The organism is Streptacidiphilus sp. EB129, from assembly GCF_041262645.1.
GTDB lineage: Bacteria > Actinomycetota > Actinomycetes > Streptomycetales > Streptomycetaceae > Streptacidiphilus.
Window position 1 is genome coordinate 1 of sequence record NZ_JBGCCS010000051.1, and the last position, 24,772, is coordinate 24,772.

Annotated in this window: 22 protein-coding genes and 1 pseudogene; 12 read left to right on the forward strand and 11 right to left on the reverse strand. The window is 72.0% G+C overall.

The features are described 5' to 3' along the window. Window positions 1–112: 112 nt before the first annotated feature. Window positions 113–2,704 (reverse strand): aminopeptidase N, encoded by a 2,592-nt coding sequence (gene pepN, locus ABH925_RS34170; protein WP_370154677.1) that lies wholly within the window; start codon window positions 2,702–2,704, stop codon window positions 113–115. Between the two features lie 156 nt (window positions 2,705–2,860). Between pepN (ABH925_RS34170) and ABH925_RS34175 the strand changes: the two genes are divergently transcribed. The 4 genes from ABH925_RS34175 to ABH925_RS34190 all read left to right on the forward strand — a co-directional run bounded on the left by ABH925_RS34175 (window position 2,861) and on the right by ABH925_RS34190 (window position 6,954). Next, on the forward strand, window positions 2,861–3,514 hold the full coding sequence (locus tag ABH925_RS34175; RefSeq protein WP_370154679.1) for an alpha/beta family hydrolase: 654 nt from the start codon (window positions 2,861–2,863) through the stop codon (window positions 3,512–3,514). A 156-nt stretch (window positions 3,515–3,670) separates the two neighbouring features. Then, window positions 3,671–3,994 (forward strand): hypothetical protein, encoded by a 324-nt coding sequence (locus ABH925_RS34180; RefSeq protein ID WP_370154682.1) that lies wholly within the window; start codon window positions 3,671–3,673, stop codon window positions 3,992–3,994. Between the two features lie 40 nt (window positions 3,995–4,034). Next, window positions 4,035–5,462 carry a WXG100 family type VII secretion target gene (locus tag ABH925_RS34185; RefSeq protein WP_370154685.1) on the forward strand — a complete coding sequence of 476 codons (1,428 nt, stop codon included), beginning with the start codon at window positions 4,035–4,037 and terminating at the stop codon, window positions 5,460–5,462. 121 nt (window positions 5,463–5,583) lie between these two features. After that, complete coding sequence (locus ABH925_RS34190; protein ID WP_370154688.1) at window positions 5,584–6,954, forward strand: S8 family serine peptidase; 1,371 nt, start codon at window positions 5,584–5,586, stop codon at window positions 6,952–6,954. A gap of 98 nt (window positions 6,955–7,052) precedes the next feature. Here the strand turns inward: ABH925_RS34190 and ABH925_RS34195 are convergent, their stop codons facing one another. The 3 genes from ABH925_RS34195 to pepN (ABH925_RS34205) all read right to left on the reverse strand — a co-directional run bounded on the left by ABH925_RS34195 (window position 7,053) and on the right by pepN (ABH925_RS34205) (window position 13,491). Then, window positions 7,053–8,705: a PQQ-binding-like beta-propeller repeat protein gene (locus ABH925_RS34195; RefSeq protein WP_370154691.1), complete on the reverse strand. Its 1,653-nt coding sequence runs from the start codon at window positions 8,703–8,705 to the stop codon at window positions 7,053–7,055. 109 nt (window positions 8,706–8,814) lie between these two features. Further along, window positions 8,815–10,728: a PQQ-binding-like beta-propeller repeat protein gene (locus ABH925_RS34200; RefSeq protein WP_370154694.1), complete on the reverse strand. Its 1,914-nt coding sequence runs from the start codon at window positions 10,726–10,728 to the stop codon at window positions 8,815–8,817. A 138-nt stretch (window positions 10,729–10,866) separates the two neighbouring features. Then, entirely contained in the window at window positions 10,867–13,491 is a 2,625-nt protein-coding gene (gene pepN, locus ABH925_RS34205; protein WP_370154697.1) for an aminopeptidase N, read from the reverse strand. A gap of 280 nt (window positions 13,492–13,771) precedes the next feature. Between pepN (ABH925_RS34205) and ABH925_RS34210 the strand changes: the two genes are divergently transcribed. From ABH925_RS34210 to ABH925_RS34235, 6 genes are all read left to right on the forward strand, one after another. After that, window positions 13,772–14,410, forward strand: a complete 639-nt coding sequence (locus ABH925_RS34210; RefSeq protein WP_370154700.1) for a DsbA family protein — start codon at window positions 13,772–13,774, stop codon at window positions 14,408–14,410. A gap of 272 nt (window positions 14,411–14,682) precedes the next feature. Then, a complete protein-coding gene (locus ABH925_RS34215) occupies window positions 14,683–15,267 on the forward strand; it encodes a biotin transporter BioY (RefSeq protein ID WP_370154703.1) in 585 nt (194 codons plus the stop codon). Window positions 15,268–15,305: 38 nt separating this feature from the next. Then, on the forward strand, window positions 15,306–15,791 hold the full coding sequence (locus ABH925_RS34220) for a ribose-5-phosphate isomerase (RefSeq protein ID WP_370154706.1): 486 nt from the start codon (window positions 15,306–15,308) through the stop codon (window positions 15,789–15,791). Between the two features lie 34 nt (window positions 15,792–15,825). Then, window positions 15,826–16,749, forward strand: coding sequence for an Fpg/Nei family DNA glycosylase (locus tag ABH925_RS34225; RefSeq protein ID WP_370154709.1), 924 nt, complete (start codon window positions 15,826–15,828; stop codon window positions 16,747–16,749). Window positions 16,750–16,986: 237 nt separating this feature from the next. Further along, the gene (locus ABH925_RS34230) at window positions 16,987–18,144 is read left to right on the forward strand and encodes a PP2C family protein-serine/threonine phosphatase (RefSeq protein WP_370154712.1); all 1,158 of its coding nucleotides are present in this window, start codon (window positions 16,987–16,989) and stop codon (window positions 18,142–18,144) included. Window positions 18,145–18,408: 264 nt separating this feature from the next. After that, a complete protein-coding gene (locus tag ABH925_RS34235) occupies window positions 18,409–18,606 on the forward strand; it encodes a hypothetical protein (protein WP_370154714.1) in 198 nt (65 codons plus the stop codon). Window positions 18,607–18,964: 358 nt separating this feature from the next. Here ABH925_RS34235 and ABH925_RS34240 read toward each other — a convergent pair whose 3' ends face one another. The 4 genes from ABH925_RS34240 to ABH925_RS34255 form a co-directional block, all read right to left on the reverse strand. Next, a complete protein-coding gene (locus tag ABH925_RS34240; RefSeq protein WP_370154716.1) occupies window positions 18,965–19,726 on the reverse strand; it encodes a DUF6348 family protein in 762 nt (253 codons plus the stop codon). A 271-nt stretch (window positions 19,727–19,997) separates the two neighbouring features. Further along, complete coding sequence (locus ABH925_RS34245; protein WP_370154756.1) at window positions 19,998–20,498, reverse strand: DinB family protein; 501 nt, start codon at window positions 20,496–20,498, stop codon at window positions 19,998–20,000. A gap of 74 nt (window positions 20,499–20,572) precedes the next feature. Continuing rightward, a complete protein-coding gene (locus ABH925_RS34250; protein WP_370154719.1) occupies window positions 20,573–21,988 on the reverse strand; it encodes an RNA polymerase sigma factor in 1,416 nt (471 codons plus the stop codon). Next, entirely contained in the window at window positions 21,988–22,347 is a 360-nt protein-coding gene (locus ABH925_RS34255; protein WP_370154722.1) for a YciI family protein, read from the reverse strand. The genes ABH925_RS34250 and ABH925_RS34255 overlap by 1 nt, the downstream gene beginning before the upstream one ends. A gap of 16 nt (window positions 22,348–22,363) precedes the next feature. On the opposite strand from ABH925_RS34255, the gene ABH925_RS34260 reads away from it, so the two are divergent. Continuing rightward, entirely contained in the window at window positions 22,364–22,900 is a 537-nt protein-coding gene (locus ABH925_RS34260; RefSeq protein WP_370154758.1) for a PIN domain-containing protein, read from the forward strand. Here ABH925_RS34260 and ABH925_RS34265 read toward each other — a convergent pair. From ABH925_RS34265 to ABH925_RS34275, 3 genes and pseudogenes are all read right to left on the reverse strand, one after another. Beyond that, window positions 22,836–23,234, reverse strand: coding sequence for a PIN domain-containing protein (locus tag ABH925_RS34265; protein WP_370154726.1), 399 nt, complete (start codon window positions 23,232–23,234; stop codon window positions 22,836–22,838). The two genes, ABH925_RS34260 and ABH925_RS34265, sit on opposite strands and share 65 nt — an antisense overlap. Beyond that, window positions 23,231–23,518 carry a hypothetical protein gene (locus tag ABH925_RS34270; RefSeq protein WP_370154729.1) on the reverse strand — a complete coding sequence of 96 codons (288 nt, stop codon included), beginning with the start codon at window positions 23,516–23,518 and terminating at the stop codon, window positions 23,231–23,233. Before ABH925_RS34270 ends, ABH925_RS34265 begins: the two co-directional genes overlap by 4 nt. Before the next feature lie 174 nt (window positions 23,519–23,692). Beyond that, window positions 23,693–24,049, reverse strand: a pseudogene (locus tag ABH925_RS34275) (DNA-binding protein); the annotation flags it as partial. Between the two features lie 340 nt (window positions 24,050–24,389). Here ABH925_RS34275 and ABH925_RS34280 point away from each other — a divergent pair. Beyond that, entirely contained in the window at window positions 24,390–24,755 is a 366-nt protein-coding gene (locus tag ABH925_RS34280) for a leucine zipper domain-containing protein (protein WP_370154761.1), read from the forward strand. The last annotated feature ends 17 nt before the right edge of the window (window positions 24,756–24,772 follow it).

Genomic DNA, 24,772 nt, shown 5'->3' on the forward strand with positions numbered 1-24,772 from the left:
GGCCGCGGCGCCGCCCCCGCCCCCCCCCCCCCCCCCTCCGGGGCGGGCCCCCCCCGGCCCCCGCGCCCCTAGGTAGTAACGGGGCTGATCATCTGCCTTAGCCCCGCGTCCGTCAGCCTGCGGCGCTGTCCACAGCCTGCGCCCGGAGCGCACGCTCCACCCCGGCCCGTGCCTCGACGACCATCCGCCGCAGCGCCGGCGCCGGCTCGGCCGAGGCCAGCCACGCGTCCGTCGCGTCCAGCGTCGCCTGCGACACCTGCAGCGAGGGGTACAGGCCGACGATGATCTGCTGGCCCATCTCGTGCGAGCGCTCCTCGAAGATGCCCTTCACCGCGGCGAAGTACTTCTCCGTGTAGGAGGCCAGCAGCTCCCGCTGGTCCGCCTGGACGAAGCCGGCGATGGCCGCCTCCTGGACGGTGTTGGTGAGCGTCTCGGCCTCGACCACCGCGGCCCAGGTCTCCGCCTTGGCCTCGGCGGTCGGGCGGGCCGCCCTGCACCCGGCGGCGTGCTGCTGCCCGGCGGCGGTGTTGTCCCGCGCCAGCTCGGCGTCGATCACGTCCGCGTCCACCACGCCGGTGGCCGAGAGCCGGCCGAGCAGCGCCCAGCGCAGCTCGTCGTCGATGACCAGGCCGTCGACGGCCACGCTGCCGTCCAGCAGTCCGCTGAGCACCGCGAGGTGCTCCTCGGTGCGGGCCACCGAGGCGAACGCCCGCGCCCAGGCCAGCTGGTGGTCGCCGCCGGGGGCGGCCGCGTGCACCAGCTCCAGCGCGGCGTCCGCGTAGCGGGCCAGGCCGGTGGCGCGCCACTGCGGGTCCGCGTACAGGTCCAGCGCCGCCTGGGTCTGCCGCTGCAGTGACTGGACCACGCCGATGTCCGACTCCCGGCCGACGCCGCTGAGCACCAGCTCCAGGTAGTCGCGGGTGGCCAGCTCGCCGTCGCGGGTCATGTCCCAGGCCGAGGCCCAGCACAGGGCGCGCGGCAGCGACTCGGTGAAGTCGGCGATGTGCGCGGTGACGTTCGCCAGCGACTCGGCGTCCAGCCGCACCTTCGCGTACGACAGGTCGTCGTCGTTCAGCAGCACCACGGCCGGGCGCCTGCGGCCGGCCTGCACCGGCACCTGGGTCAGCTCGCCGTCGACGTCCAGCTCGATCCGCTCGACGCGGACCAGGGCGCCGTCGGCGTCCAGGTCGTACATGCCGACCGCGATCCGGTGCGGACGCAGCACCGCCTCGCCCTTGGCGCCGGCGGGCAGCGCGGGGGCCTCCTGGCGGATGGCGAAGGAGGTCAGCACGCCGTCGGCGTCCACCTCGATCTCGGGGCGCAGAATGTTGATCCCGGCCGTCTCCAGCCAGGACTTCGACCAGGCCTTGAGGTCGCGTCCGGATGTTTCCTCCAGCGCGCCGAGCAGGTCGCTGAGCCGGGTGTTGCCCCAGGCGTGCCGCTTCATGTAGGCCTGCACCCCGGCGAAGAAGGCGTCCTGGCCGACGTACGCCACCAGCTGCTTGAGCACCGAGGCGCCCTTGGCGTAGGTGATGCCGTCAAAGTTGACCTGGACGTCCTCCAGGTCGTTGATCTCCGCCATGATCGGGTGCGTGGACGGCAGCTGGTCCTGCCGGTACGCCCAGGTCTTCATCTGGTTGGCGAAGGTGGTCCACACGTGCGGCCAGCGACTGCCCGGGGCCTCGGCCTGGCAGATGCTCTCCGCGAAGGTCGCGAAGGACTCGTTCAGCCACAGGTCGTTCCACCACTCCATGGTGACCAGGTCGCCGAACCACATGTGCGCCAGCTCGTGCAGGATCGTGGCCGCGCGCACCTCGTAGGCCGCGTCGGTGACCTTGGAGCGGAACACGTACTGGTCGCGGATGGTGACCGCGCCCGCGTTCTCCATCGCGCCCGCGTTGAACTCCGGCACGAACAGCTGGTCGTACTTGCTGAACGGGTAGTCGAAGTCGAACTTCTCCTGGAAGTAGGTGAAGCCCTGCTTGGTGACCTCGAAGATCGCCTCGGCGTCCAGGTACTGCGCCAGCGAGGGGCGGCAGTAGACGCCCAGCGGCACCCGCTGGGCGCCGTCCTTGCCCACGTACTCGTCGAACACGCCCACGTACGGGCCCGCGATCAGCGCGGTGATGTAGGTGGAGATCCGCGGCGTGGCCGGGAAGCGGTGCAGCTCGGTGCCCTCGGCCTCGCCCTTCTCGGGCTCGGGGGAGACCTCGTTGCTGATCACCTTCCACCCGGTCGGGGCGGCGACGGTGAACTGGAAGGTCCCCTTGAGGTCCGGCTGCTCGAAGGAGGCGAACACCCGGCGCGCGTCCGGGACCTCGAACTGGGTGTAGAGGTAGGTCTGCTGGTCCACCGGGTCGATGAAGCGGTGCAGGCCCTCGCCGGAGTTGCTGTACGCGCAGTCGGCGACCACGCGCAGCTCGTTCTCGGCGGCGAGCGAGGGCAGCGCGATCCGGCTGTCAGCGAACACGTCCGCGGGGTCGAGCGCGGTGCCGTTCAGCACGACCTCGTGCACGGCGGGGGCGACCAGGTCGATGAAGCTGGAGGTACCCGGGGTGGCGGCCGCGAAGCGGACCACGGTGGTGGACCTGAACGTGCCCCCTTCGGCAGCGGTGCTCAGGTCGAGCTCGATCTCGTACGCGTCCACGGTGAGGAGCTGGGCCCGGGTACGGGCCTCCTCACGGGTCAGGTTGGTGCCAGGCACGCTGCGTGACTCCTTCGTCGACTTCTCATCAGCGGTTCTCTTGGAACTTTCCGGCATCCTCCCATGTCGGGCGCAGTCCGGGGCCCGCTGCGCCGTGGGCGAACGCCCGGCGTCCGTGACCCTCTGATCCAGGACGGGCTCCGTAGGGTTCGGAGCATGTCCACCGAGTCGGTCTCCACCGAGCTGATCCCCACCCCGGCCGGCGACGCCCGGGTCACCACCCACCCGGCCGCCGCGCCCCGGGCGCTGCTCGCCCTCGGCCACGGCGCCGGCGGCGGCATCGAGGCGCCGGACCTGCGGGCGCTGGCAGCGGCGCTGCCGCCGCTCGGCGTCAGCGTCGCGCTGGTCGAGCAGCCCTGGCGGGTGGCCGGCCGGAAACTCGCCCCGGCCCCGAAGACCCTCGACGCCGGCTGGCTGCCGGTCGCCGCCCGGCTGCGCCCCGCCGGCGTCCCCTTCGTCGTCGGCGGGCGCAGCGCCGGCGCGCGGGTGGCCTGCCGTACCGCGGCGGCGTCCGGGGCGGACGGCGTGCTCGCGCTGGCGTTCCCGCTGCACCCGCCGGGCAGGCCCGAGCGCAGCCGCGCCGACGAGCTGCTCGGCTGCCCGCTTCCCGTCCTCGTGGTCCAGGGCGCCGCGGACCCCTTCGGCGGCGGCCCGGAGTTCCCGCCGCTGGCGGCCCCGCACCGGCTGCTGGCCCTCCCCTACGGCAACCACTCCTTCGCCGTGCCCAAACGCGCCCCGATGAGCCAGGAGGAGCTGCTCCGGCAGATCACCGACGCGGTGGGCGCGTGGGTGCTGGCGCTGCGCCCCTGACCGGCCGCGGCCCGAGCGGCTGGGGGCCCTGACCCGGCGGGTCCTGACGGATCGGTAGGGGGTCTGGGAAGGCCGCTGACATGTTCCATATGATTGTGTTGTTCATATGCCTGCTGGGGTGTGCCAGCAGGCCGGTGACAACGGGGAGCGAAGCACATGTCCGGTACGGGGTATTCGGTCGACCTCGACTACCTGCAGAACACGATCACTCGGCTGCAGGGCGTGGTGGACGGCATGGATGACACCACCAACAAGGCGAACTACGAGACCAATCTGACGCCGCAGCAGTTCGGCGGCAGTGCCTTCCAGGAGGCTGTCGCGCTGCACCAGGCACACGACGACATGAAGACCTCCATCACCAACATGATCATCACGCTCAAGGCGATGGTGCAGGAATTCACCGACAAGACCAACCATGTGCACACCACGTACCGCAACAACGAGGCCGCGTCCGCGGGCAGCTTCGGCGGTCCGCAGTGACGGCCGTCGACGGGTCCAGGGGGAAGGGGAGGGACGGGCAGTGACATACGACGATCCGGTCACGGACATGCAGAACGCGGCCGATGCCCAGTGGAAGCAGGCGCTGGCCGCCAACGCCGGCGGGCACAAGGGCGCCGGCGGCTTCACCACGGACTTCGAGAACAGCGGCGGGCTGGTCGGGCTCCGCAAGATGATCATGGATGCGGATCCCGAGGCCATCCACAAGACCTCCTCCCGCTGGATGAACATCCACGACCAGCTCCACGGCACCGCCGACGATCTCGGCACGCACGTCAGCAACCTGCTGCAGAACTGGAGCGGCGACTCGGCGGACGCCTTCAAGGTGAACGCGCAGAGCCTGCACGACGCTCTGACCAACGGCGCGGAGTACGCGCGGGTCACCTCGGGCGCGATGACGGACGCGGCCATCGGCCTCTCCGAGGCGCAGACCAAGATGCCCCACATGCCCAGCAACTGGGACAAGTTCAGCCGCTCGGTCACCAGTGAGAAGCAGGACTGGCAGTTCAAGCAGGACGCCGCGGACCACGGCCTGAGCTGGGCGGTCGACCACGACGGGTCGCAGCTGTCGGTGCTGGAGCAGCGCCACCAGCAGGCCGTGCTGGTCATGGAGGACCTCGGCACCAAGTACAACAACGCGGCCGCGCAGCTGGTCACGCCGCCCCCGCACAGCGGTGGCGACAGCGGCTGGCCGCCGCCCCCCGCGCCGGTGCCGGTGGACCCGGTCCACCAGCCGAGGGACACCGCCCCGGCCGGGCCCGGCTCCGGCGGTTACACCGGCGGGGGCGCCTACGGCGGCGAGAAGGTCCGTCCGGTCAGTGGCGGGCACATACCCCCTGATCCCGGACACTTCATCCCGCCGCCCAACCATCAGCCTCCGCCGTACGGCCACGGCCCGATCAGCCCCGTGCAGCCCGTGGCCCCGCTCCCGCCCGGCAGCACGCTGGACGGCAACCCCTGGGGCCCGACCACCGGTGGTGGCGGCGGCAACGGCGGGGGCGGCAACGGCGGTTACGGCGGCCCCGGCGGCGTCGGTTCGGGCGGCGGGGCCGGTGGCGGCGGTCGCTTCGGTGGCGTCGGCACGTCGGGCTTCGGCGGTGGCGGCCTCGGCGGCGCGGGCGGCGGCTTCGGCATGAACGCCCGCGGGGCCGGCGGCCTCGGCGGTGAGGGTCTCGGCGGCAGCGGTCTGGCCGGCGAGTCCGGACTGGCCGCGGAGGCCGGGTCGGCCGAGGGGTCGGCCAGTGCCGCGGCCGCGAACGAGGCGAAGCTCGCCGCGGGCGAAGGCGCCGCCGGTCCGGGCGAGGGCGGCGCTGGGATGGGCATGGGCGGCATGGGCGGCGCACGCGGCGCCGGCAACAAGAAGAAGCGCAAGGCCCGCGCCGCGTACCTGGTGGAGGACGACGAGACCTGGGCGCAGGACGGCGCGCCCAACCCGCCCGTCATCGGATGACGGGCGGCTGCGGGGCGTAGGCGCCTGCGGGGCCCGGGAGACGGACCGGGTAGTGTCAGATGGCCCCGCAGGGTGACCTGTGGGGCCATCGTCATTCTGAGCGGGGAGCGTGGTGGACGGTATGGGTGTCAGGCGAACGGTGAGTGCCCTCGGCGGAGCAGTGCTGGCCGGAACCCTGCTGCTCGGGTCGGCGACGACGGCGGCCGCGGACGTCACGCGCGACGCCCAGTGGCCGCTGACCTCGTACGGGGTCGCGAAGGACGTCTGGCCGCACTCCACCGGCAAGGGCGTCACCGTCGCCGTCATCGACTCCGGCGTGCGGGCCACCCACGTCGACCTCACCGGCCAGGTGCTGCCGGGGACCGACCTGGTGCACGGCGGCAACGGCCAGACCGACTACGCGGACGACGGCCACGGCACCGGCATCGCCAGTCTGATAGCCGGTCACGGCCACGGGCCGGGCGGCGGCTCCGGCGTGATGGGGATCGCCCCGGGCGTGAAGATCCTGCCGATCGGGGTCGACCCCGGCCACGGTGACACCGGCACGGTGGTGGCCGCCGCGATCCGCTACGCGGTGGACCACGGCGCCTCGGTGATCAACATGTCCTTCGGTTCGGCGACGGCCGAGGACGACAACACCGAGGCGGCGGTCGCCTACGCCGAGGCGCACAACGTGGTCCTGGTCGCGGCCTCCGGGAACTCCGCGGGCCAGGAGGACGACTACCCGGCCTCGTACCCCGGTGTGGTCTCGGTCGGCGCGGTCGACCAGAACGGCCGGCTGTGGAGCGGCTCCACCTCCAGCAGCCATCTCACCGTGGTGGCGCCGGGCGTGGGGATCGTCCGCGACGGCGGCAGCGACGACACCAAGATGTACCAGAGCGACGGCACCAGCTTCTCGGCGGCGTTCGTCTCCGGCATCGTCGCGCTGATCCGGTCCGCCTACCCGCAGCTGACCCAGGGCCAGATCGTCAACTACCTGATCAAGGCGGCCTCCGAGCCGACCGGGATCACCGCGCCGGACCCGCACTGGGGCTACGGCATCGCCCGTCCGGCCGGCTTCGCCCTGTGGGCCAGGACCGCGCCCGGCCCGGCGGCTGGACCGCTGCCGCAGGCCACGGTCGCGGCGACGCCCGGAGCCGGTGCCTCGGACGGTGCCACCCACCCGGCCACCGGCTTCAGTGCCGGTTCCGGCGCCGGCGGCTCCGGCGGCAGCGGCCTGCTGCTCGGCGTCGGGGGCGGCCTGGCCGCCGTCGTCCTGCTCGTCGTGCTCGCCGTGGTCCTGCGCCGCCGCAGGCCCGCGCCCCAGTCCGCCCCGCCGCTGCCGCCGTACGCCCAGCAGCAGCCCCCGTACCAGTCGCAGCAGGGGCAGCAGCCGTACCGGCCGCAGTCCGAGCAGCCGTACGGGCAGCAGCCGCAGCAGCCGTCCGTGTACCAGAACAACCCCTACGCCCAGCCGCAGCCGCCGCAGCAGCAGCCCCCGTACGGCGGCTGACGTCCGGTCGCATCGCTTCGCCCGGTCCGGGTATGACTGTCGTCACACCCGGACCCTCCTCCCGCCGCTCCGGATGTCGCGGGCGGGGGACACCGGTGTCAGCGGAAGGTCTGCAGGGTGGCGCCGGCGAAGTTGGTCATCGTCACCAGCGAACCGTCGGTCGCCACGTAAGCCGTGATGTCGGAGAGCGACCAGCCGTCCACCCCGGTCCCGGTCACCGTGCTGAGCAGGGTGGACTTCCCGGTGGCCGGGTCCAGCCTGACCAGGTGCGGGACACCGTCCTGGGAGCCGGTGGACAGCGCGTACATGGTGCCGTCGGCGGAGGGCTCCAGCAGTACCGCGCCGTGCTTGCTCTCGCCGTCGTAGCTCCACAGCATCGCACCGGTGCCCAGGTCGTACGCCGCGATCGGCCCGGCCGTACTGTCCGGGTTGGCGTTCGGGTCCTTCTGGTGCTGGAGCACCAGGGTCTTCCCCACCAGCTGCACCGAGTGCGCGCCGTCGTTGTTGCCGAGGTCCTGGGCGAGGAGCTTGATCGGGGTGCTGTTGCCGCCGGCGTCGTAGACGACGGTGTTCTGGCCGCCGCTCTCCGGCTGCTGGACGGCCACCAGCGGACTGGCGTTGAGCACGGTGAGGAACTGGGTGTGGCCGGTCTGGGCCTTCGTCCAGTCGACCTTGCCGGTGGCCCCGTCCAGCTCGCTGAGCGCGTACGCCGGGGTGGCGTCCGCGCAGAACTCGTCGACGAGCACCGCGCCCGAGATTCCGTACGGGTAGACGCTGCAGTACTGGCCGCGCCCCCGGTAGCTCCAGACCGGGCTGCCGGTACGGGCGTTGAAGCCGCCCAGGGTGGTCTCGCCGACGATGGTCACCACCGAGCCCTGGACGTAGGTCGCGGCGAGCAGCGGCTGGGTGTGCTCGCCGAGGTCCAGGGTCTTGGTCCACAGCACCTTGCCGGTGGTGGTGTCCACCGCCGTGAGCATCGAACAGGCCAGCCTGTTGGGGCCGTAGGCGATGCTGCCGATGCCGTCCTGGGTGAGCGTCTCCGACATCGAGCAGGGAATCAGACCGGTGCCCGGTGAGGGCAGCGTCCAGGCCTTGCTGCCGTCCTTGAGGTTGTAGGCGACCACACCGTCGTCGGTGCCGGCCCGGATGACCAGGGTGCTGGTCACCCAGGAGCCGACGCGCTGGTCGCCGACGCTGGAGTTCTGGGCGTCCCAGGCCAGCTTCAGCGTCTTCCCGGTCGGCCCGCCGCCGCCGGCCAGCAGCATCACCGCGACCACCGCGATGGCCACGACCACGGCGATCCCGGCGACGATCCCGGCGATCAGCCCGCCGCCGAGCCGCTTGCGCGGTGCCCCGGGCTGCGGCGCCCCCGGTATCGCCCCCTGCGGCGGGAAGCCGGGCGGCGGGAACGCCTGCGGCGGCGGGAACCCCGGCGGCGGTGTGTGCTGCGGGAGCCCCGGCTGGGGAACGCCCTGCTGGGGGTAACCCGGCGGCGGGGGTGTCTGCGGGGGGAAACCCTGCTGCGGGTACGGGGTCTGGCCGAACCCGGGCTGGGGCTGGGCATAGCCGGACTGGGCGTACCCCTGGGTGGGCAGATCCTGCGGCGGGTATCCGGGGGCGGGCTGCTGCGGAGCCGCCTGCTGCTGCGGGTAGGGGTGCGCCGAGGCGTCGTACGCCTGCGTGGGCGCGTAGGCCGGCGGCGGCGGGCCGCCGTCCTGATAGCCGCCCGGCCCCGGTGTGTTCTCCGACATCCCCCGCCTGTCCCTTCGTCAACTCCGCACAGATCCCGCCACATGCTAGGGGGAGGGGCGGCCCCGGCTCGCTCCGGGTACCGCCCCTGCCCGGTGGACCGGCCGCCGGCTAGCGGTAGACCCGCAGCGCGTCGGTGTCGGAGTAGTCGTTCAGCGCGATGACCGCACCGCCCACCGTGTAGAGTGTCCCGCTGGTGAAGGACCAGCCGTCCGTCCCGGCGGGCAGCGCCCCCAGGACCGTCGACTTGCCCGTCACGGGGTCGAGTTGGACGAGGTGCGGCGAGCCCTCGTAGCTGCCGGTCGACAGCGCGTAGAGCTTGCCGTCCGCCGCCGGGTCGAACAGCACCGCGCCGTGCTGGCTCTCGCCGTTGTACGTCCACAGCGGCGATCCGGAGGTCAGGTCGTAGGCCACGACCTTGCCGGCGGTGGCGCCGGTGCTGCCGCTGTCCATCGCGTTCTGGACGACCAGGGTGTTCCCGATCAGCTGGACCGAGTGGCCGTCGCTGAAGCCGCCGCTGGCGAGCGTGGCGCCGGCGGTGCTGAGCTGCCTCGCGTTGCCGCTGCCGTCGAACACCTCGACGGTGTTGCTGCTGCCGGCGTACTGCGCGGCCACGACGGGGTTGCCGGACAGGATGTCGGTGAAGTCGGTGTGGTTGTCCTCGGTCTTGCGCCACAGCGTCTTGCCGGTGGCCGCGTCCATCGCGGTGAGCGTGTACCTCGGCATGTTGTCGTCGGCGCAGAAGTCGTCGACCAGGACCACGCCCGTGGTCCCGTACATCGTCTCGTTGCAGTAGTTGCCGCGCGCGGTGTAGCCCCAGACCCGGTTGCCGGTCCTGACGTCCACACCGGCGAACACGTTGGTGTTGATGACGGTCGCCACCGAGCCGGTGATGAAGGTCTGGGCCCGGCTGGGGGTGCCGTGCTGGTCGTCCGTCAGCTTCAGCGTCCACAGGATCCGGCCGGTGGCGGAGTCCACCCCGGCCAGCTCCGAGCAGGTGTTGGCGCTGGTTCCGAAGGCCATGGTGCCGATGCCGTCGGAGGTGGTCGTGGGCGAGGCCGCGCACGGGACGGTCCCGTCGGCGGGGGGCGTGAGGGTCCAGGCCTTGCTGCCGTCGGAGATGTTGTAGGCGACGACGCCCGCGCCGGTGCTGGCCCGGATGACGGTCTTCGCGGTCAGCCAGGAGCCGATGAGGCGGTCGTCCGCGCCGGCCGAGGGCACCGACCACGCCTTGCTGAGGCCGCCGTTGCCGCCGCCACCGCCGCCGGTGCTGCTGCCGCCGCCACCGGTCGTCAGGACCACGACCGCCGTCGCGATGGCGGCCAGGACCACCACGCCCGCGATGATCCCGGCGATCAGCCCGCCGCCGAGACCCCGCTTGGGCGCGGGCGCGCCCTGCGGATACCCGTACGGCGCGGGGTAGCCGGGGACCGGCGCGGGCGGCACGGGTGGCGCCGCCTGCTGCGGATAGCCGTACCCGGCCTGCGGGTACCCGTATCCGGCCTGCGGATAGCCGTATCCGTCCTGCGCAGGCGGCGGCGCCGCGTACCCCTGCGGCGGGGTGGCCGGTGGCGGAGCAGCCGATGCACCTGGCGGCGTCGCGGGGTTGTACGTCTGCGTGGGTACGTAGGGCGCGGCGGCGGGCGGCGGCGGGGTCGCCTGCGCGGGGTTGTACGTCTGCGTGGGCACGTACGGCGTACCGGCCGGCGGCGGTGTGGCGCCCTGCGCGGGCGGGGGCGTCGCCGGGGTGTAGGCCTGCGTGGGTACGTACGGCGCGGCGGCGGGCGGTGGCGGGGTGGCCGCCGGGTTGTACGTCTGCGTCGGCGCGTAGTGCTGCGCGGGCGGCTGGGGACCGGCCTGGGCGGGCGGCTGTGCGGGGGCGTCCGGGCGGTAGGTCTGCGTCGGCGCGTGCTCCACGGCGGGTGGGGCCGCGGGCGCACCGGCCGGGGCTGCTGCTGAGGTCCCGTCAGGGCCCGCCGGTCTCGCGTCCCCCGGGACGCCCTGCCCCGGACCGTACTCCGCCATCCCCCGCACACCCCTTCGTCAACGGCACTGAACTCGCGCGCCATCGTAGGGGCAACCCCGGAACCCGGCCCAACCCGACCGGCCGAACACCACACTCCCCACACAGGTGAGCGCGGTGCCCGGCCGGCCGCGACCGGATCAGGTCAGCGAGGCGTCCCGGTCCTGGGCACGCAGGGCCCTGGCCAGGTCGTCGCGGCATTCGAGCACCAGCCGGCGCAGCGCCGGCGCCGCGCCCTCGTGCTCGCCCAGCCACGCGTCGGTCCGCGCCAGCGTCCCCGCCGTGGTGACCAGGTGCGGGAACAGCCCCCGCACGACCCGCATCGCGGTCTCGATCGTCCGCTCCGCCCAGATCTTCTCCAGCACCTCGAAGTACGGCTCCGCGTACGGCGTCAGCAGGTCCCGCCGCACCGTCGACTGGAAGCCGCTGATCTGGGCCTCGACCAGCGCGTTCGGCAACTCGTCGGTGTCGACGACCGCGCGCCACACCTCCGCCTTGGCCTCCGCCGTCGGCCGCGCCGCGCGGCAGGAGGACTGCAGCCGCTTGCCGCTCGCGGTGTCGTCCCGGCTCAGCTCCGCCGCCAGCTCGTCCTCGCCGGCCGTGCCGATCGCCACCAGGGTGTGCAGCAGCGCCCAGCGCAGCTCCTGGTCGACGGTCAGGCCGTCGATCCGGGCCGTTCCCGCCAGCAGGCCGGCCACCAGCTGCAGGTCGGCCTGCGACCCGGCGGTCTGCGCGAAGAACCGCGCCCAGGCCAGCTGGTGGTCGCCGCCGGGCTCTGCGGCCCGCAGCCGGGTCAGCGCCTCCTCGGCGAGCTTGGCGCCCCACTCTGCGCGCACCCCGTCCTCGGGCGTGACGTAGAGGTCGAGAGCGGACTTGGCCTGCTGGTGCAGCGACTGCAGCACGCCGATGTCGCTCTCGGATCCGGCGAACCGCAGCACGGTGTCCAGGTAGTCGCGGGCCGGCATCAGCCCGTCCCTGGTCATGTTCCACAGCGCCGACCAGGCCACCGCCCGCGCGATCGGGCTGGCCACGTCGCCCAGCCCGTCCCGCAGCGTGGCCAGCGAGGTCTCGTCGAAGCGGACCTTGCAGTACGTCAGGTCCTCGTCGTTGACCAGCACCAGCGCCGGTCGCGGACGGCCGACCAGCTCGGGCACCTCGGTGCGCGCCGTCGCCGCCACGTCCAGGCCGACCTGGTGGGTGCGGACCAGGGCGCCGTCGGCGTCGCGGTCGTAGAGGCCCACCACGATCCGGTGCGGGCGCAGCGTCGGGTACTCCGCCGTCGCCTCCTGGAGCACCGCGAACGAGGTGATGGTTCCGGCGGTGTCGGCGACCAGCTGCGGAGTCAGCACGTTCACCCCGGCCGTCTCCAGCCAGGCCCGGGACCACTCGGCCATCGCCTCGGCGCCCCGGCCCGAGGTCTCCGCCAGTACCGCCAGCAGGTCGGCCAGCGTGGTGTTGCCGAACGCGTGGCGCTTGAAGTACCGGCGCGCGCCCTCGAAGAACGCGTCCCGCCCGGCGTACGCCACCAACTGCTTCAGCACCGCCGCGCCCTTGGCGTAGGTGATGCCGTCGAAGTTGAGTTTGGCGTCCTCCAGGTCCCGGATGTCCGCGGTGATCGGGTGCGTCGTCGGGAGCTGGTCCTGGCGGTAGGCCCAGGCCTTGCGCCGGTTGGCGAAGGTGATCCAGCCGGCCTGGTACCTGGTGGCCTCCAGCTGCGAGAAGGTGCCCATGAAGTCGGCGAAGGACTCCTTCAGCCACAGGTCGTCCCACCACTGCATGGTGACCAGGTCGCCGAACCACATGTGCGCCATCTCGTGCAGGATGACGTTCGCCCGGCCCTCGTACGCGGCCTCGGTCACCTTGGAGCGGAAGACGTAGTCCTCGCGGAAGGTCACCAGGCCCGGGTTCTCCATCGCGCCGAGGTTGTACTCGGGGACGAACGCCTGGTCGTACTTCCCGAAGGGGTACGGGTAGTCGAACTCGTCGTGGAAGAAGTCGAGGCCCTGCTTGGTGACGGTGAAGATCTCGTCCGCGTCGAAGTACTGCGCCAGCGAGGCCCGGCACATCGCGCCCAGCGGGATCTCCAGGGTCCGGCCGTCCGGCAGCGCCCGGCTGTAGTGGTCGGTGGCCAGGTGGTAGGGCCCGGCGACCACGGCGGTGATGTAGCTGGAGATCCTTGGGGTGGGCGCGAACTCCCAGGTCAGACCTGCCCCGTCGGCCTCGGCCGGCAGCGCGTCGCCGCCGGCGGCGGAGTTGGAGAACACGCGCCAGTGCGCCGGCGCGGTGACGGTGAAGGTGAACGGCGCCTTCAGGTCGGGCTGCTCGAAGGTCACGAACACCCGGCGGGCGTCGGCCGGCTCGTACTGGGTGTAGAGGTAGGTCTCGCCGTCCACCGGGTCGGTGAAGCGGTGCAGTCCCTCGCCACTGCGGCTGTAGGCGCAGTCCGCCTCCACCACCAGCTCGTTCTCGGCCTCCAGGCCGGGCAGGGTGATCCGCGAGCCGTCGAACACCTCCGCCGGGTCCAGCGCGCGGCCGTTCAGTACGACGCTGCGCACCGAGGGCGCGAGCAGGTCGGCGAAGCTGTCCGCGCCGGGCTCGGAACATCGGAAGCGCAGCACCGTGCGGGACCCGAACCTCCCGGCGCCCTCCCCTTCCGGGACCGGCCGCACAGCCGAGCGCACATCGAGGTGGGCCTGGTAGCCGTCCACGCTGAGGATCCGGGCCCGCTCGCGGGCCTCGTCACGGGTGAGATTCGTCCCGGGCACTGCGATACTCCCTTGCTCGCTGCGCAGCTCAACGCGGTGCGGGGGAGAGTCGCCGGGCGGGTGGTCCCGACCGCGCACCCGTCCGCGCTGCTGATTCCCGCGCATCCTTTCACGGGGTACCTCCTCTACGCCTCCAGGTAGTACCACCCGAAGTGGTGACAGTTCGGACGATTGAATCCGCGGTACGGGAATTACCGCCGCCCGGGGCACGTTCGTTCGATCGTCCGAGCTCATGCAGAGACGTCGTACTTCTTCGTTAGCGCCCTGGGAGGGCCCACGCATGTCCGAGACCGCCACGACCCCGGTGACCGCAGACTTCTGGTTCGACCCGCTCTGCCCCTGGGCCTGGATGACGTCCCGCTGGATGCTGGAGGTCGAGAAGCAGCGCCCGGTGACCGTCAGCTGGCACGTGATGAGCCTGGCCGTGCTCAACTCCGGCCGGGAGGACCTGCCGGAGAAGTACCGCGACTTCCTAGCCGAGGCCTGGGGCCCGGTCCGGGTCTGCATCGCCGCCGCACAGAAGCACGGTGACGAGGTGCTCGGCGCGCTCTACACCGCGCTGGGCACCCGCTTCCACAACCAGGGCCTGCCCCGGACCCGGGAGACCATCGAGGCGGCGCTGGCCGAGGCGGGCCTCCCGGTCGAGCTGGCCGACGCGGCGGAGTCCACCGAGTTCGACACGGACCTGAAGATCTCGCACCACGAGGGCATCAGCCTGGTCGGCGAGGACGTCGGCACCCCGGTGATCGCCGTCCCCGGTCCGACCGGCGAGCGCATCGCGTTCTTCGGCCCGGTGGTCACCCCCGCCCCGCGCGGCGAGGCCGCCGCCCGCCTCTGGGACGGCACCCTCCTGGTCGCCTCCACCCCGGGCTTCTACGAGATCAAGCGCACCCGCACCGCCGGCCCCAACTTCGAGTAGTCGGTCAACCCTCACAGGTTCCCCCGAGGCAACTGAGCAACCCCAACAGGGGCGCGAGGAACTGCGCGACCGGCCCACCCCACACGGTCACCGTTCCCCGCGCCCCCGCTCCGCGCCCACCCACGGCGCCCCCGCGCTCCGCGCGCCCCCTGCGTCAAGCCTCCAACGCACTGACCTGCTCCTTTGTGGGGACCAGCCGAGGCGCCCCCGCACCGGAGCCCGATAGGTTCACAGGCGTTCACTCCCGCCGCCTCCCCCTCGGAGAACCCCTGATGAGCCTGGCCACGCCCGCAGTCCTCGCCGACCTGCTCCCCGCCTCCTCCACCCGGGCCCGTGGCCTGGCCCGCGACCTCGCCCTGGTCGTCGGCGGTGCGGCGTTCACCGGCCTGGCGGCCCAGCTCGCGGTGCCGGTGCCGGGTTCGCCCGTGCCGGTCACCGGCCAGACCCTGGCCGTGCTGCTGGTCGGTACCGCCCTCGGCGCCCGCCGCGGCGTCGCCTCGATGGCGCTGTACCTGCTGGCCGGCCTCGCCGGCCTCCCCTGGTTCGCGGGCGGCAGCTCCGGCCTCGGCGCGACCTTCGGCTACGTCATCGGCTTCATGGTCGCGGCGGCCGTCGTCGGCGAGCTGGCCCGCCGCGGTGCGGACCGCAGCCCGCTGCGCACCGCCGGCGCGATGCTGCTCGGCAACCTCGCCGTCTACGCCGTCGGTGTGCCCTACCTGGCGGTGTCCCTGCACGTCTCCCTCGCCCAGGCCGCCTCGTACGGGTTCTACCCGTACCTGACAGGCGACGCAGTCAAGATCGCGCTGGCCATGGGCCTGCTTCCGACCACCTGGAAGCTGTTCGGACGCCGGGCCTGAGCAGCGGCCCCGGGCCGCCTCGTGCCACACTGACGACCATGCGCGTGTACCTGGGATCCGACCATGCCGGATACGAACTCAAGCAGCACCTCGTCCAGTGGCTGACCAGCGCCGGGCACGAGCCCATCGACTGCGGTCCGCACATCTACGACGCGGTGGACGACTACCCCCCGTTCATCCTCCGTGCCGCCGAGCGCACCGCCGCCGACCCCGAGGGCCTCGGCATCGTCATCGGTGGTTCGGGCAACGGTGAGGCGATCGCCGCCAACAAGGTCAAGGGCGTCCGCGCCGCGCTGGCCTGGAGCACCGAGACCGCGTCGCTGGGCCGCGAGCACAACAACGCCAACGTGATCAGCGTCGGCGCCCGGATGCACTCCCTGGACGAGGCCACCAAGTTCGTCGAGGTCTTCCTCGGTACCCCGTTCTCCGAGGACCCCCGCCACATCCGCCGGATCGACATGATCAGCGAGTACGAGACCACCGGCGAGCTCCCGCCGATCCCGGCGAACCACCCGCAGGGCTGACGCCGCCGGACGACCCGACCCACCGCGACCGCTGATGCCAGAAGGCCACACCCTGCACCGGCTCGCCGCCCGATACCGTGAGGTGTTCGGCGGCGAGCCGGTGCATGTCTCCAGTCCACAGGGCCCGTTCGCACCCGCCGCGCTGCGCCTGGACGGACACACCCTCAGCACCACCGACGCCCACGGCAAGAACCTCTTCCTGGGCTTCCGGGGCGTGGGCTGGATCCACATCCACCTGGGCCTGTACGGCAAGGTCCGGTTCGGCGAGATCGAGCCGGGCGGCGAGGCGCCGGCCCCGGTCGGGCAGGTCCGGCTGCGGATCGCCGACGACCGGCACTACGCGGATCTGCGCGGCCCCACCACCTGCGCGCTGATCAGCAGCTTCGACAAGAAGGACATCCAGCTCCGGCTGGGCCCCGACCCGCTCCGCGCCCCTCCCCCCGGCGCGCCGGTCACCGACGGGCCCGCCCCGGCAGGTTCGGGCACGCCGGGCCGCTCGGGTGATTCGGCCCACTCCGGCCCCGACCTCGACGACCCGCTCCGCGCCTGGCAGCGAATCAGCCGCAGCAGCACCACCGTCGCCGCCCTGCTGATGGACCAGAAGGTGCTCGCCGGCGTCGGCAACATCTACCGCGCCGAGGTGCTGTTCCGGCAGGGCATCGACCCGCACCTGCCCGGCCGCGAGCTCACCCGCGCGCAGTGGGACGCGATATGGGCCGACCTCGGCGCACTGATGCGCGACGGCGTACGGGACGGCTGGATCGACACCGTGCGCCCCGAGCACACCCCGCAGGCCATGGGCCGTGCCGCTCGCGAGGACGCCCACGGCGGCGAGGTCTACGTCTACCGCCGTGCCCACCAGCCCTGCCTGGTCTGCGGCACGCCGGTCCGCACCGAGACGCACGCCACCCGCAACCTCTTCTGGTGCCCCAACTGCCAGCCCCCACACCGCCGGTGAACGCAGCGCCCTGAGCGGCGCGGGGAACTGCGCGACCAATTCACCCCAAACCCGCACAGCAGCCACCTGCCCGCGCCCCCTCCCACGGCCCGTCCCGGGCCACCTCGTACCACCCTCAGGCAGCCCCGGCGCGCACGACGGGACGTCCGCCCGCGCACGCCGGGCCGCGTGCGCTCCCGGTTCACCCCTCGGGCGGGCGTCGACGCACCGCACCTCCGGTCGGTAGGGTCAGCGGGCATGGCAGCAGCACAGCCCGAGGTGTCCCCTCGGGAAACGGTCGCGGCACGGGGGCGCAGGGCGCTCTACCGGGCCCGCCGCAGGCTGCGCCGATCCGCCGTCGACTACTTCCGCGGCGACGCCTCCGACTGGCTGGCCTTCGCCGCCCTGCTGCTGCTGGTGCCGCTGCTCACCCTGGCCACGCTGGTCCAGCCGGTCTGGTGCCCGCCCACCACGCTGGTCCTGCCGGTGCTGATCGGTGCGCTGCTGCTGCGCCCCAGCAGTCTGGTGCTCCTCTACGCCGCGGCCGCCTCGGCACTGGGCGTCGAGGCCGCTCTGCTCGGCCCCTACGACCTGGGGCCCGGCCGGGTCACCCCGGGCTGCGTCCTGGTCGTCGGCGCGGTGGGCGCGGCCGGACTGCTGCTGGCCCAACTCCGCAGCCGGGTAGGCGTTCCCTGGCGCGGTGGCGGCACCATGCTGTTCGACCTGCGCGAGCGGCTCAAGGTCCAGTCGCAGATCCCGGCCCTGCCGGACGGCTGGCACGCCGAGATGGCACTGCGTCCGGCCGGCGGCCAGTCCTTCTCCGGGGACTTCCTGGTCGCCGCCCGCACCGGCGAGGGCGGCCGGATCCTGGAGGCCGTGCTCGCCGACGTCTCCGGCAAGGGCATGGACGCCGGTTCCCGGGCGCTGCTGCTCTCCGGAGCCTTCGGCGGCCTGCTCGGCTCGCTGCCGCCGCACGACTTCCTTCCCGCCGCCAACGGCTACCTGCTGCGCCAGGAGTGGGAGGAGGGCTTCGCCAGTGCCGTGCACCTGGTCCTGGACCTGGACACCGGCGAGTACGAACTGCTGTCGGCGGGTCATCTCCCGGGAATGCAGCGCTGTATGGGCGCCGGCCACTGGGAGACCAAAGAGGCGGAGGGGCCGCTGCTCGGCATCTACGACGGCGCCAAGTTCATCGGCCTGCGGGGCAGGCTGGACCCGGGCGACGTCCTGATGCTCTGCACCGACGGCATGGTGGAGGCTCCCGGCCGCGACATCTCCGAGGGCATGGACCGGCTGATGGGGGAGGCGGACCGGCTCATCGGCTCGACCTTCACCGGCACCGCCTGGCGCCTGATCGAGACCGTCGCCAAGGATCTCAACGACGACCGCGCGCTGCTGCTGATCTGGCGTGAATGACCGTACGTGCCAGCCCACTTCGCAACACCTGTACCATCTGTACCAACCCTCCCCGGGGCCCCCGCCGATCTTCGGCCAATCTCGGCCGAATCGCGGATCACCTGGTGAGCTGTCTCCCGGAAGTGCTTTACGGAGCCCGTCGCTCCGGAGACACTGATGGTCGGGCGTGGGGAGGGAGAAGGCAGTGCCTGAGAGAGATACGGCGGACCGGCCTGCCGGGTGGCTCGGACACCGAGCACGTCCTGAACGAGGAAGTGAATCAGAGTGACAACCTTTTCCGTCTCCGCCGTTGTCCTGCTGGGTATCCTCCTGGTCGTCTTCATCAGGAACAAGCAGATGAAGATCGGGTTCGCGATACTGGCAGCCCTCTTCGGCTTCTTCCTCGCGAAGACGTCCGCGGCGACGCCTATTCAGAGCTTCCTCGACCAGCTCGCCACGACCCTCAACAACCTCACCAAGTAGCCGTCGGCGGCCTGCTGACCGCACGCCGGGAGGTGACCGGGTCGCTTCCCGGCGCCTCCCGACGACCTGACGGTCCGCAGGCCCCTTCAGCCACCGGCCTTCCCCCGTCGGCCCGCTGAGGTCCACGCGCGCGCCCGTACCCCTGCACCCGCGTGCCCGTGCGCCCGCTCACCCGTGAACCTGGCGCCCACTGCACCAGCTCACCCGTGTGCCGCGCGCCCGTGTGCCGCGCACCCGCGTGCCGCGCACCCGCGTGCCCGTGAACCTGACGCCCGTGCACCGGCTCGCCGATGACCCCGCTCGCCGGCCAATCCGCTCGTCCCTGGACCTGCCGAGCCCTGCCGGTGGCTACCAGTGGCTACCGGTGGCGCAGCAGTCTCCGCAGCAGTCCGGCCCCCGCCGCACCCCGGCTGCCCGGCCGCCACGGCAACGCCGTGGACGCCACCGCAACCGGCACCGCCGTTCCGGTCCCGCCCCCGGCCGGCGACCCTGCCTGGACCGGGGGTTCGGCGGCCAGCAGGACGAAACAGCGCACCCAGGCCAGCCGTTCGCCGCGCGGCCACGGAAGCTCCCGCAGCGCCGCCGACGCCTCGTCCACCGGCTCGCCGTTGACCCGAACCTCGGCCACGTCGTCCCCGCTGCGGCCGCCGAAGAAGAACTTCACCCCGTTGACGTCGCGTCCGGTCAGCCGGGGGAGCACCGATTCGGCGACGGCGGGCAGGAGTTGATGCTCCGCCACCCAGTCGCCCAGCGGCGTGCTGCGAAAGCCGAACACGCAGGCCGGCCCCTGGATCGCATGCCACCCGGCCACCCCACCCGGCGAACCGGCCGGGAAGTGGTCCCCGTGCATGCCGCGGCCGTCCAGCAGTTCGACCACGGTCGAGGCGGTCGTGGTGCGCCACATCCGCACCGCGTTCTGCAGCCGCTCCTCCTCGGTGCGACCGAGGCCCGCGGTGCAGTCCCACACCACCGGCCCCTCGCCTTCGCCCAGCCGCAGGACGTAACCGAGGTCGACGTGGCCGCCCGTGCTGTCGGCGTGCTCCCGCACCGCGACCGCCGTCGTCCCGGGGCCGCGCACGACATCGCCGTCCGGCTGGAACTCCAGTCCCAGCGACGCCATTTCGCGCACAACACTGCGCTGTATGACCGTCAGCCGCTGCGGCGCGCGCACGGGGAATCTCCAGATGTGAGGGGAACGTGAAAACCCTGCCCACCGCAGAGCGTACCGGCGTTTGACCGATCCCCATCACCCCGTGCGCAGCCGGGCCCGCGCGGTGGTCGAAAAATGACGCCCGGGCCTAACCGGGCCCGACCCGGCCCAACGGTGATCGGCCCCGGCCCGGCGACCACGCCGCCGAACCAGGGCCGATCACCGTGCGCGGCGGGCGTCCTCAGATGCCGGTGGTCCCGTCGATCGCCTCACGCAGGAAGTCGGCGTGGCCGTTGTGGCGGGCGTACTCGTGGATCATGTGCAGCATCACCGTACGCAGCGTGATGTCCGTCTCCCAGCGCGCGGCGTACACCGTGAGGTCGAGCGAGTCCGCCTCACGTTCGATCCGGCGCGCCTGGTCGACCTCCGCCTCCCATGCCGCGAACGCCTCCGCCCGCGTCGACGTGCTCGCGTCGTACGCGACCTGGAAGTCGCCCGCGTCCGACCAGACCAGCGCGATGTCCTCGCCGTTGACGGTCCGCCGGAACCAGGCCCGCTCCACCTCGGCCATGTGCCGGACCAGGCCGAGCAGGGAGAGCGTCGACGGCGGGCTGGACTGCCGACGCAGGTCCTCGTCGGAGAGGCCGTCACACTTCATCGCCAGCGTCGCCCGGTGGAAGTCGAGGGCCTCGCGCAGCATCTCGCGTTCACCGGCGATCGGCCGCGGACTGATTCGTTCCATGCTCACAGCTCAAGATCCCTCTCTCGTCGAGGTGATCACCTTACGACGCGGCACCACCTGGATCCTCGTGGCCCTCACCGCTCGTCGTCGTCATGGACCGACCGGGCCGCCGCCTCGCGCCTGCGCAACAGCAGCGCGCGGGTGGCGGCATTGTCGGTGCAGCCGAGCGCGGCGTCGTACGCGGCCGCGGCCTCCGCGGGCCGGTCCAGCCGGCCGAGCAGTTCGGCGCGGACCACGTGAAAGACGTGATAGCCCGTCAGGTCGGCGGCGAGGGCGTCGACCAGCGGCAGCGCCGCCGCCGCGCCCCACACCTCGGCGAAGGCGACGGCGCGGTTGAGCGAGGCGACCGGGCTCGGTGCCAGGGCCACCAGGTGGTCGTACAACTGGAGGATCTGCGCCCAGTCGGTGAGGCCGGCGGCGGGCGCGTCGCTGTGCACGGCGTTGATCGCCGCCTGCAGCTGGTAGGGCCCCGGGTGACCGCGCCGCAGGCAGCGGCGGACGAGGTCCTGGCCCTCGGCGATCAGGGCCGCGTTCCACCGGCCGCGGTCCTGGTCGCCGAGGAGCACCGGCTCGCCGTCCGCGCCGGTGCGGGCCTCGCGGCGGGCGTCGATCAGCAGCATCAGCGCGAGCAGCCCGATCGGCTCCGGCTCGTCCGGCATCAGCTCGACCAGCAGCCGGCCCAGCCGGACCGCCTCCGCGCACAGGTCCGCCCGGACCAGGCTCTCGCCCGAGCCCGGTGCGTAGCCCTCGTTGAAGATCAGGTAGACCACCGCGAGCACGGCGCGCAGCCGGTCCGGCAACTCGGCGTCGTCCGGGACCCGGTACGGGATCCTTGCGTCCCGGATCTTGCCCTTCGCCCGGACCAGCCGCTGCGCCATCGTCGGCTCGGGCACCAGGAACGCCCGGGCGATCTCGACCGTGGTCAGCCCGCCGAGCAGCCGCAGGGTCAGCGCCACCTGGGCGTTGACGGCAAGGGCGGGGTGGCAGCAGGTGAACAGCAGCCGGAGTCGGTCGTCGCGCATGGCACCTCCCTGGCTCGGCTCGTACTCCTGGTCCTGGTCGTCGGAACTGTGGAGCAGCGCCGCCTGGACGTGACGTCCGGTCCGGTCGGCCTCCCGGCGCAGCCGGTCGATCGCCCGGTTGCGGGCGGTGGTGATGATCCATCCGGCCGGGCTGGGCGGCAGACCGGCCTGCGGCCAGCGCTCCACCGCGGCAACGAAGGCGTCCTGCACCGCCTCCTCGGCGAGGTCGATGTCCCCACAGACCCGCACCAGCACCGCCACCGCGCGCCCGTACTCCGCCCGGAACACCCCCTCGATCTCCCCGGCCGACAGCGGACCCACCACCCCCTGCCCCGGCCCGTCGGCCGCCGCCCCGCCTCCGTCCACCCCCGTCCGGCGTGCCCGCGGCGCCCCGGCCGACGGCACGCCGGTCGGGTGCCCGCTGGGCGGCTCGCCGGCGTCGGGCCGGCCAGCGGAGGCTTCGGACATCAGCCGTCGACCTCGGTCGAGAACGGCCGGACCTCGATCGGCAGCGTGGTCGCGATCGCGACCTTCCGCCCCCACGCCAGCGCGGCGTCGAGGTCGGCGGCCTTGACGATGCTGATGCCGCCCAGGTACTCCTTGCCCTCCGCGTAGGGGCCGTCCGTCATCAGCACGTCGCCGTTCGGCTGCGGGCGGAGCATCGTCGCGGTGTCGGGGCCGAACAGGCCGTCGGCGAAGACCCAGGCCCCGGCCGCCCTCAGCTCCTCGTTGATCGCCGCCACGTTGCGCATGATCCCCTCAATCACATCCGGCGCGGGCCGCTCAGCCCCGGTCGGCTGCACAACGCTGAGCAGGTAGTTCTTCATGACGCCCTCCTTCACGATGCCCGCAGACAACGGGCCGGCCGACTCCCTGCCGACCTCTCACCCTCTATACGAACGCCCCCACCCCAGATCGACACCTCAGCCCCGACAATCCCGAAATTCTCCCCGAACAGCCCAGCCGCCCCACCGCGAACCCGTCCGCGCAGCACAGACGGCGCGCAACGTCGTCTGGTCGGAACGGTTGCTGTCGGAGTGGGAGAGGTTCATCGTCCGGGAGCGGCAACGCTCCACGGAGTCGGCTGTCGCTGTCACCCGGGCGATCCGCCGCATCTTCGCCGACTGCGAGATCCACGAGTCGGCGTATGCCCACCTCGTGGACGAGATGCCGGGCGACGACCCTGACGATCGGCACCGCTCGGCGGCCGCGTTGGCCGCCGGGGCCGATGTGCTCATCACCTGGAACCTCGCGGGCTTCCCCGCTGCGGATTCCAGTTCCTGCGGCGAGGGCGACGAGGGCTCAGACGTACCGTTTAGAGCTTCACGACCAGTACCCGGTCTCCGCACAGTCTGCGCAGGTCGTCCTCGTCCGACGTGAACACCGTGACCACGCCCGGTTGCCGCAGGGCGATGGCGGCGAGGGTGGCGTCGATGGCGTACTTGTGTCCGTGCAGTCCAGCGTCCTGCAGGAGATCGATCGCCGCGTCGGCGATCTCCTTGGTCACAGGCTCCACGACGATCCGGGAGAGGGCCCAGCGCCAGGCCGGCCGGTAGAGCTTCGAGTGGTACGCCTCGACGAGTGTCATCGAGGTGGTCATGACCCGAAGGTCGGAGCGTTCGGCGACCTTGAGGCGGGCCCGCATGCGGGCGTCGCCCCGGACGAGCTGTGACAACCCTTCGCTGTCAAGGAGGAAAGTGTGGTCCGCGCTCAAGCGGCATCATGCTGCTGCTTCGCTCCTTCTCGCGTGGCGGCCAACTCCGTGTGGCGCTGCTCCAACAGTCGACGCTCGGCTTCTGCCTCAGTCAACTCCTCTTCGGTGACGGGACCGTACTCGTCCTCCAGCCAGTCGACGAGCTCGTGCAGCCGTCCCCGTTCCTCCTGACGCGCTATGGCCTGCGTGACGTAGTTGCTGAAGTTGCCCGGCCCGACCTTCGCCCGGACGGACTCGGCGAGATCCTCGGGCAGGGTCACGGTGTACTTCTTCGTCGTAGCCATACCATTGACCATACCGAAGCGCTCACCCTCCGGCTAGCGCAATCACCCACGTCATCCGCACGAGCTCAGACTTCATCCTGAGCCTCGCCAGGGTGGCCACATCATTGGTCTGGATACAAACAGAAGCTGCTCGGAACGACGATCGGCCCCAATGCGGCGATCATGTCTCCGGGCTCAGAGGCCGATGAGTTTCACTCGGCCACCGCACAGCTTGGCCATGTCGTCGATATCAGACGTCAGCACGGCCACTGGTCCGGGTTGGCGGAGCGCCACCTCCGCAACGGTGGCATCGATGGCGTACTTGTGCCCGTGGAGCCCGACGGTCCTGAGCAGCTCTGCTGATGCCTTCGCCGCCTGTTCGCTGACCGGCTCGACTTTGACCCGGGACAGCGCCCAGTTCAATCGAGGAAGATTCGCCTTCGCATGGCCCACTTCCACGATGGTGGGCGACGGGAATCGAACCCGCGTAGCTAGTTTGGAAGAGTCCGTTCCAAGATCCCGGCTGACCTGGCGATTCGCTGACCTGCGGCGGAGCGTCTAGTGCACCGGCGTTCCCCTGGTTCCCCGTCGCTTCCCCTCCGACCGGGCACGCAGCGGGCACGGGGTCGGGCGGGGATCATTTCATTTCAGAGATCGTATGCGCGACTGGGCGATTTCCATGCATTCACTTTTCGATCGCTGGCCTTAAATCCAGGAAGAGACTTCGGAGCAGAGTCGGTTGGCGTACTGCTTGACGCTCCTATCGTCAAGGCGAATGTCCTACTTCGGTTGATGCTTGACGCTGCGGTTTCAGTTGACGCTTGACACCTGTCAGCTGACATAGCCTCCTGACGATCAGTCAACGATCACCAGGGAGGCCATGTTGGCACTGGTGGAGTTGAGCATCATGGAACAGCGCTATCGCGCTGTCATCGAGATCCAGAACGGCTGTCCGCTGACCGAAGTCGCCGCGCGCTACGGCGTCTCACGACAGACCATCCACACCTGGAAGAACCGCTACCTGCAGGGCGGACTGGCCGCCCTGTCCGACCACTCGCACCGGCCTCGAGTCTGCCCGCGCCGCACCAGCGCGGAGATCGAGGCCGCCGTGTGCGAGATGCGTCGCCTGCACCCCGCCGGGGCTGCCGCCGCGTGGCCCACGAACTGGGCCGCATGGGCATGGGCCCGTCCCGTAGTTCCTGAGATTCAGCGTCCGGCCCTTCGAGTGCTCTGCCTGCTTGTCGAGGTGAGGTACTGAAGGTACCATTTCGAGAG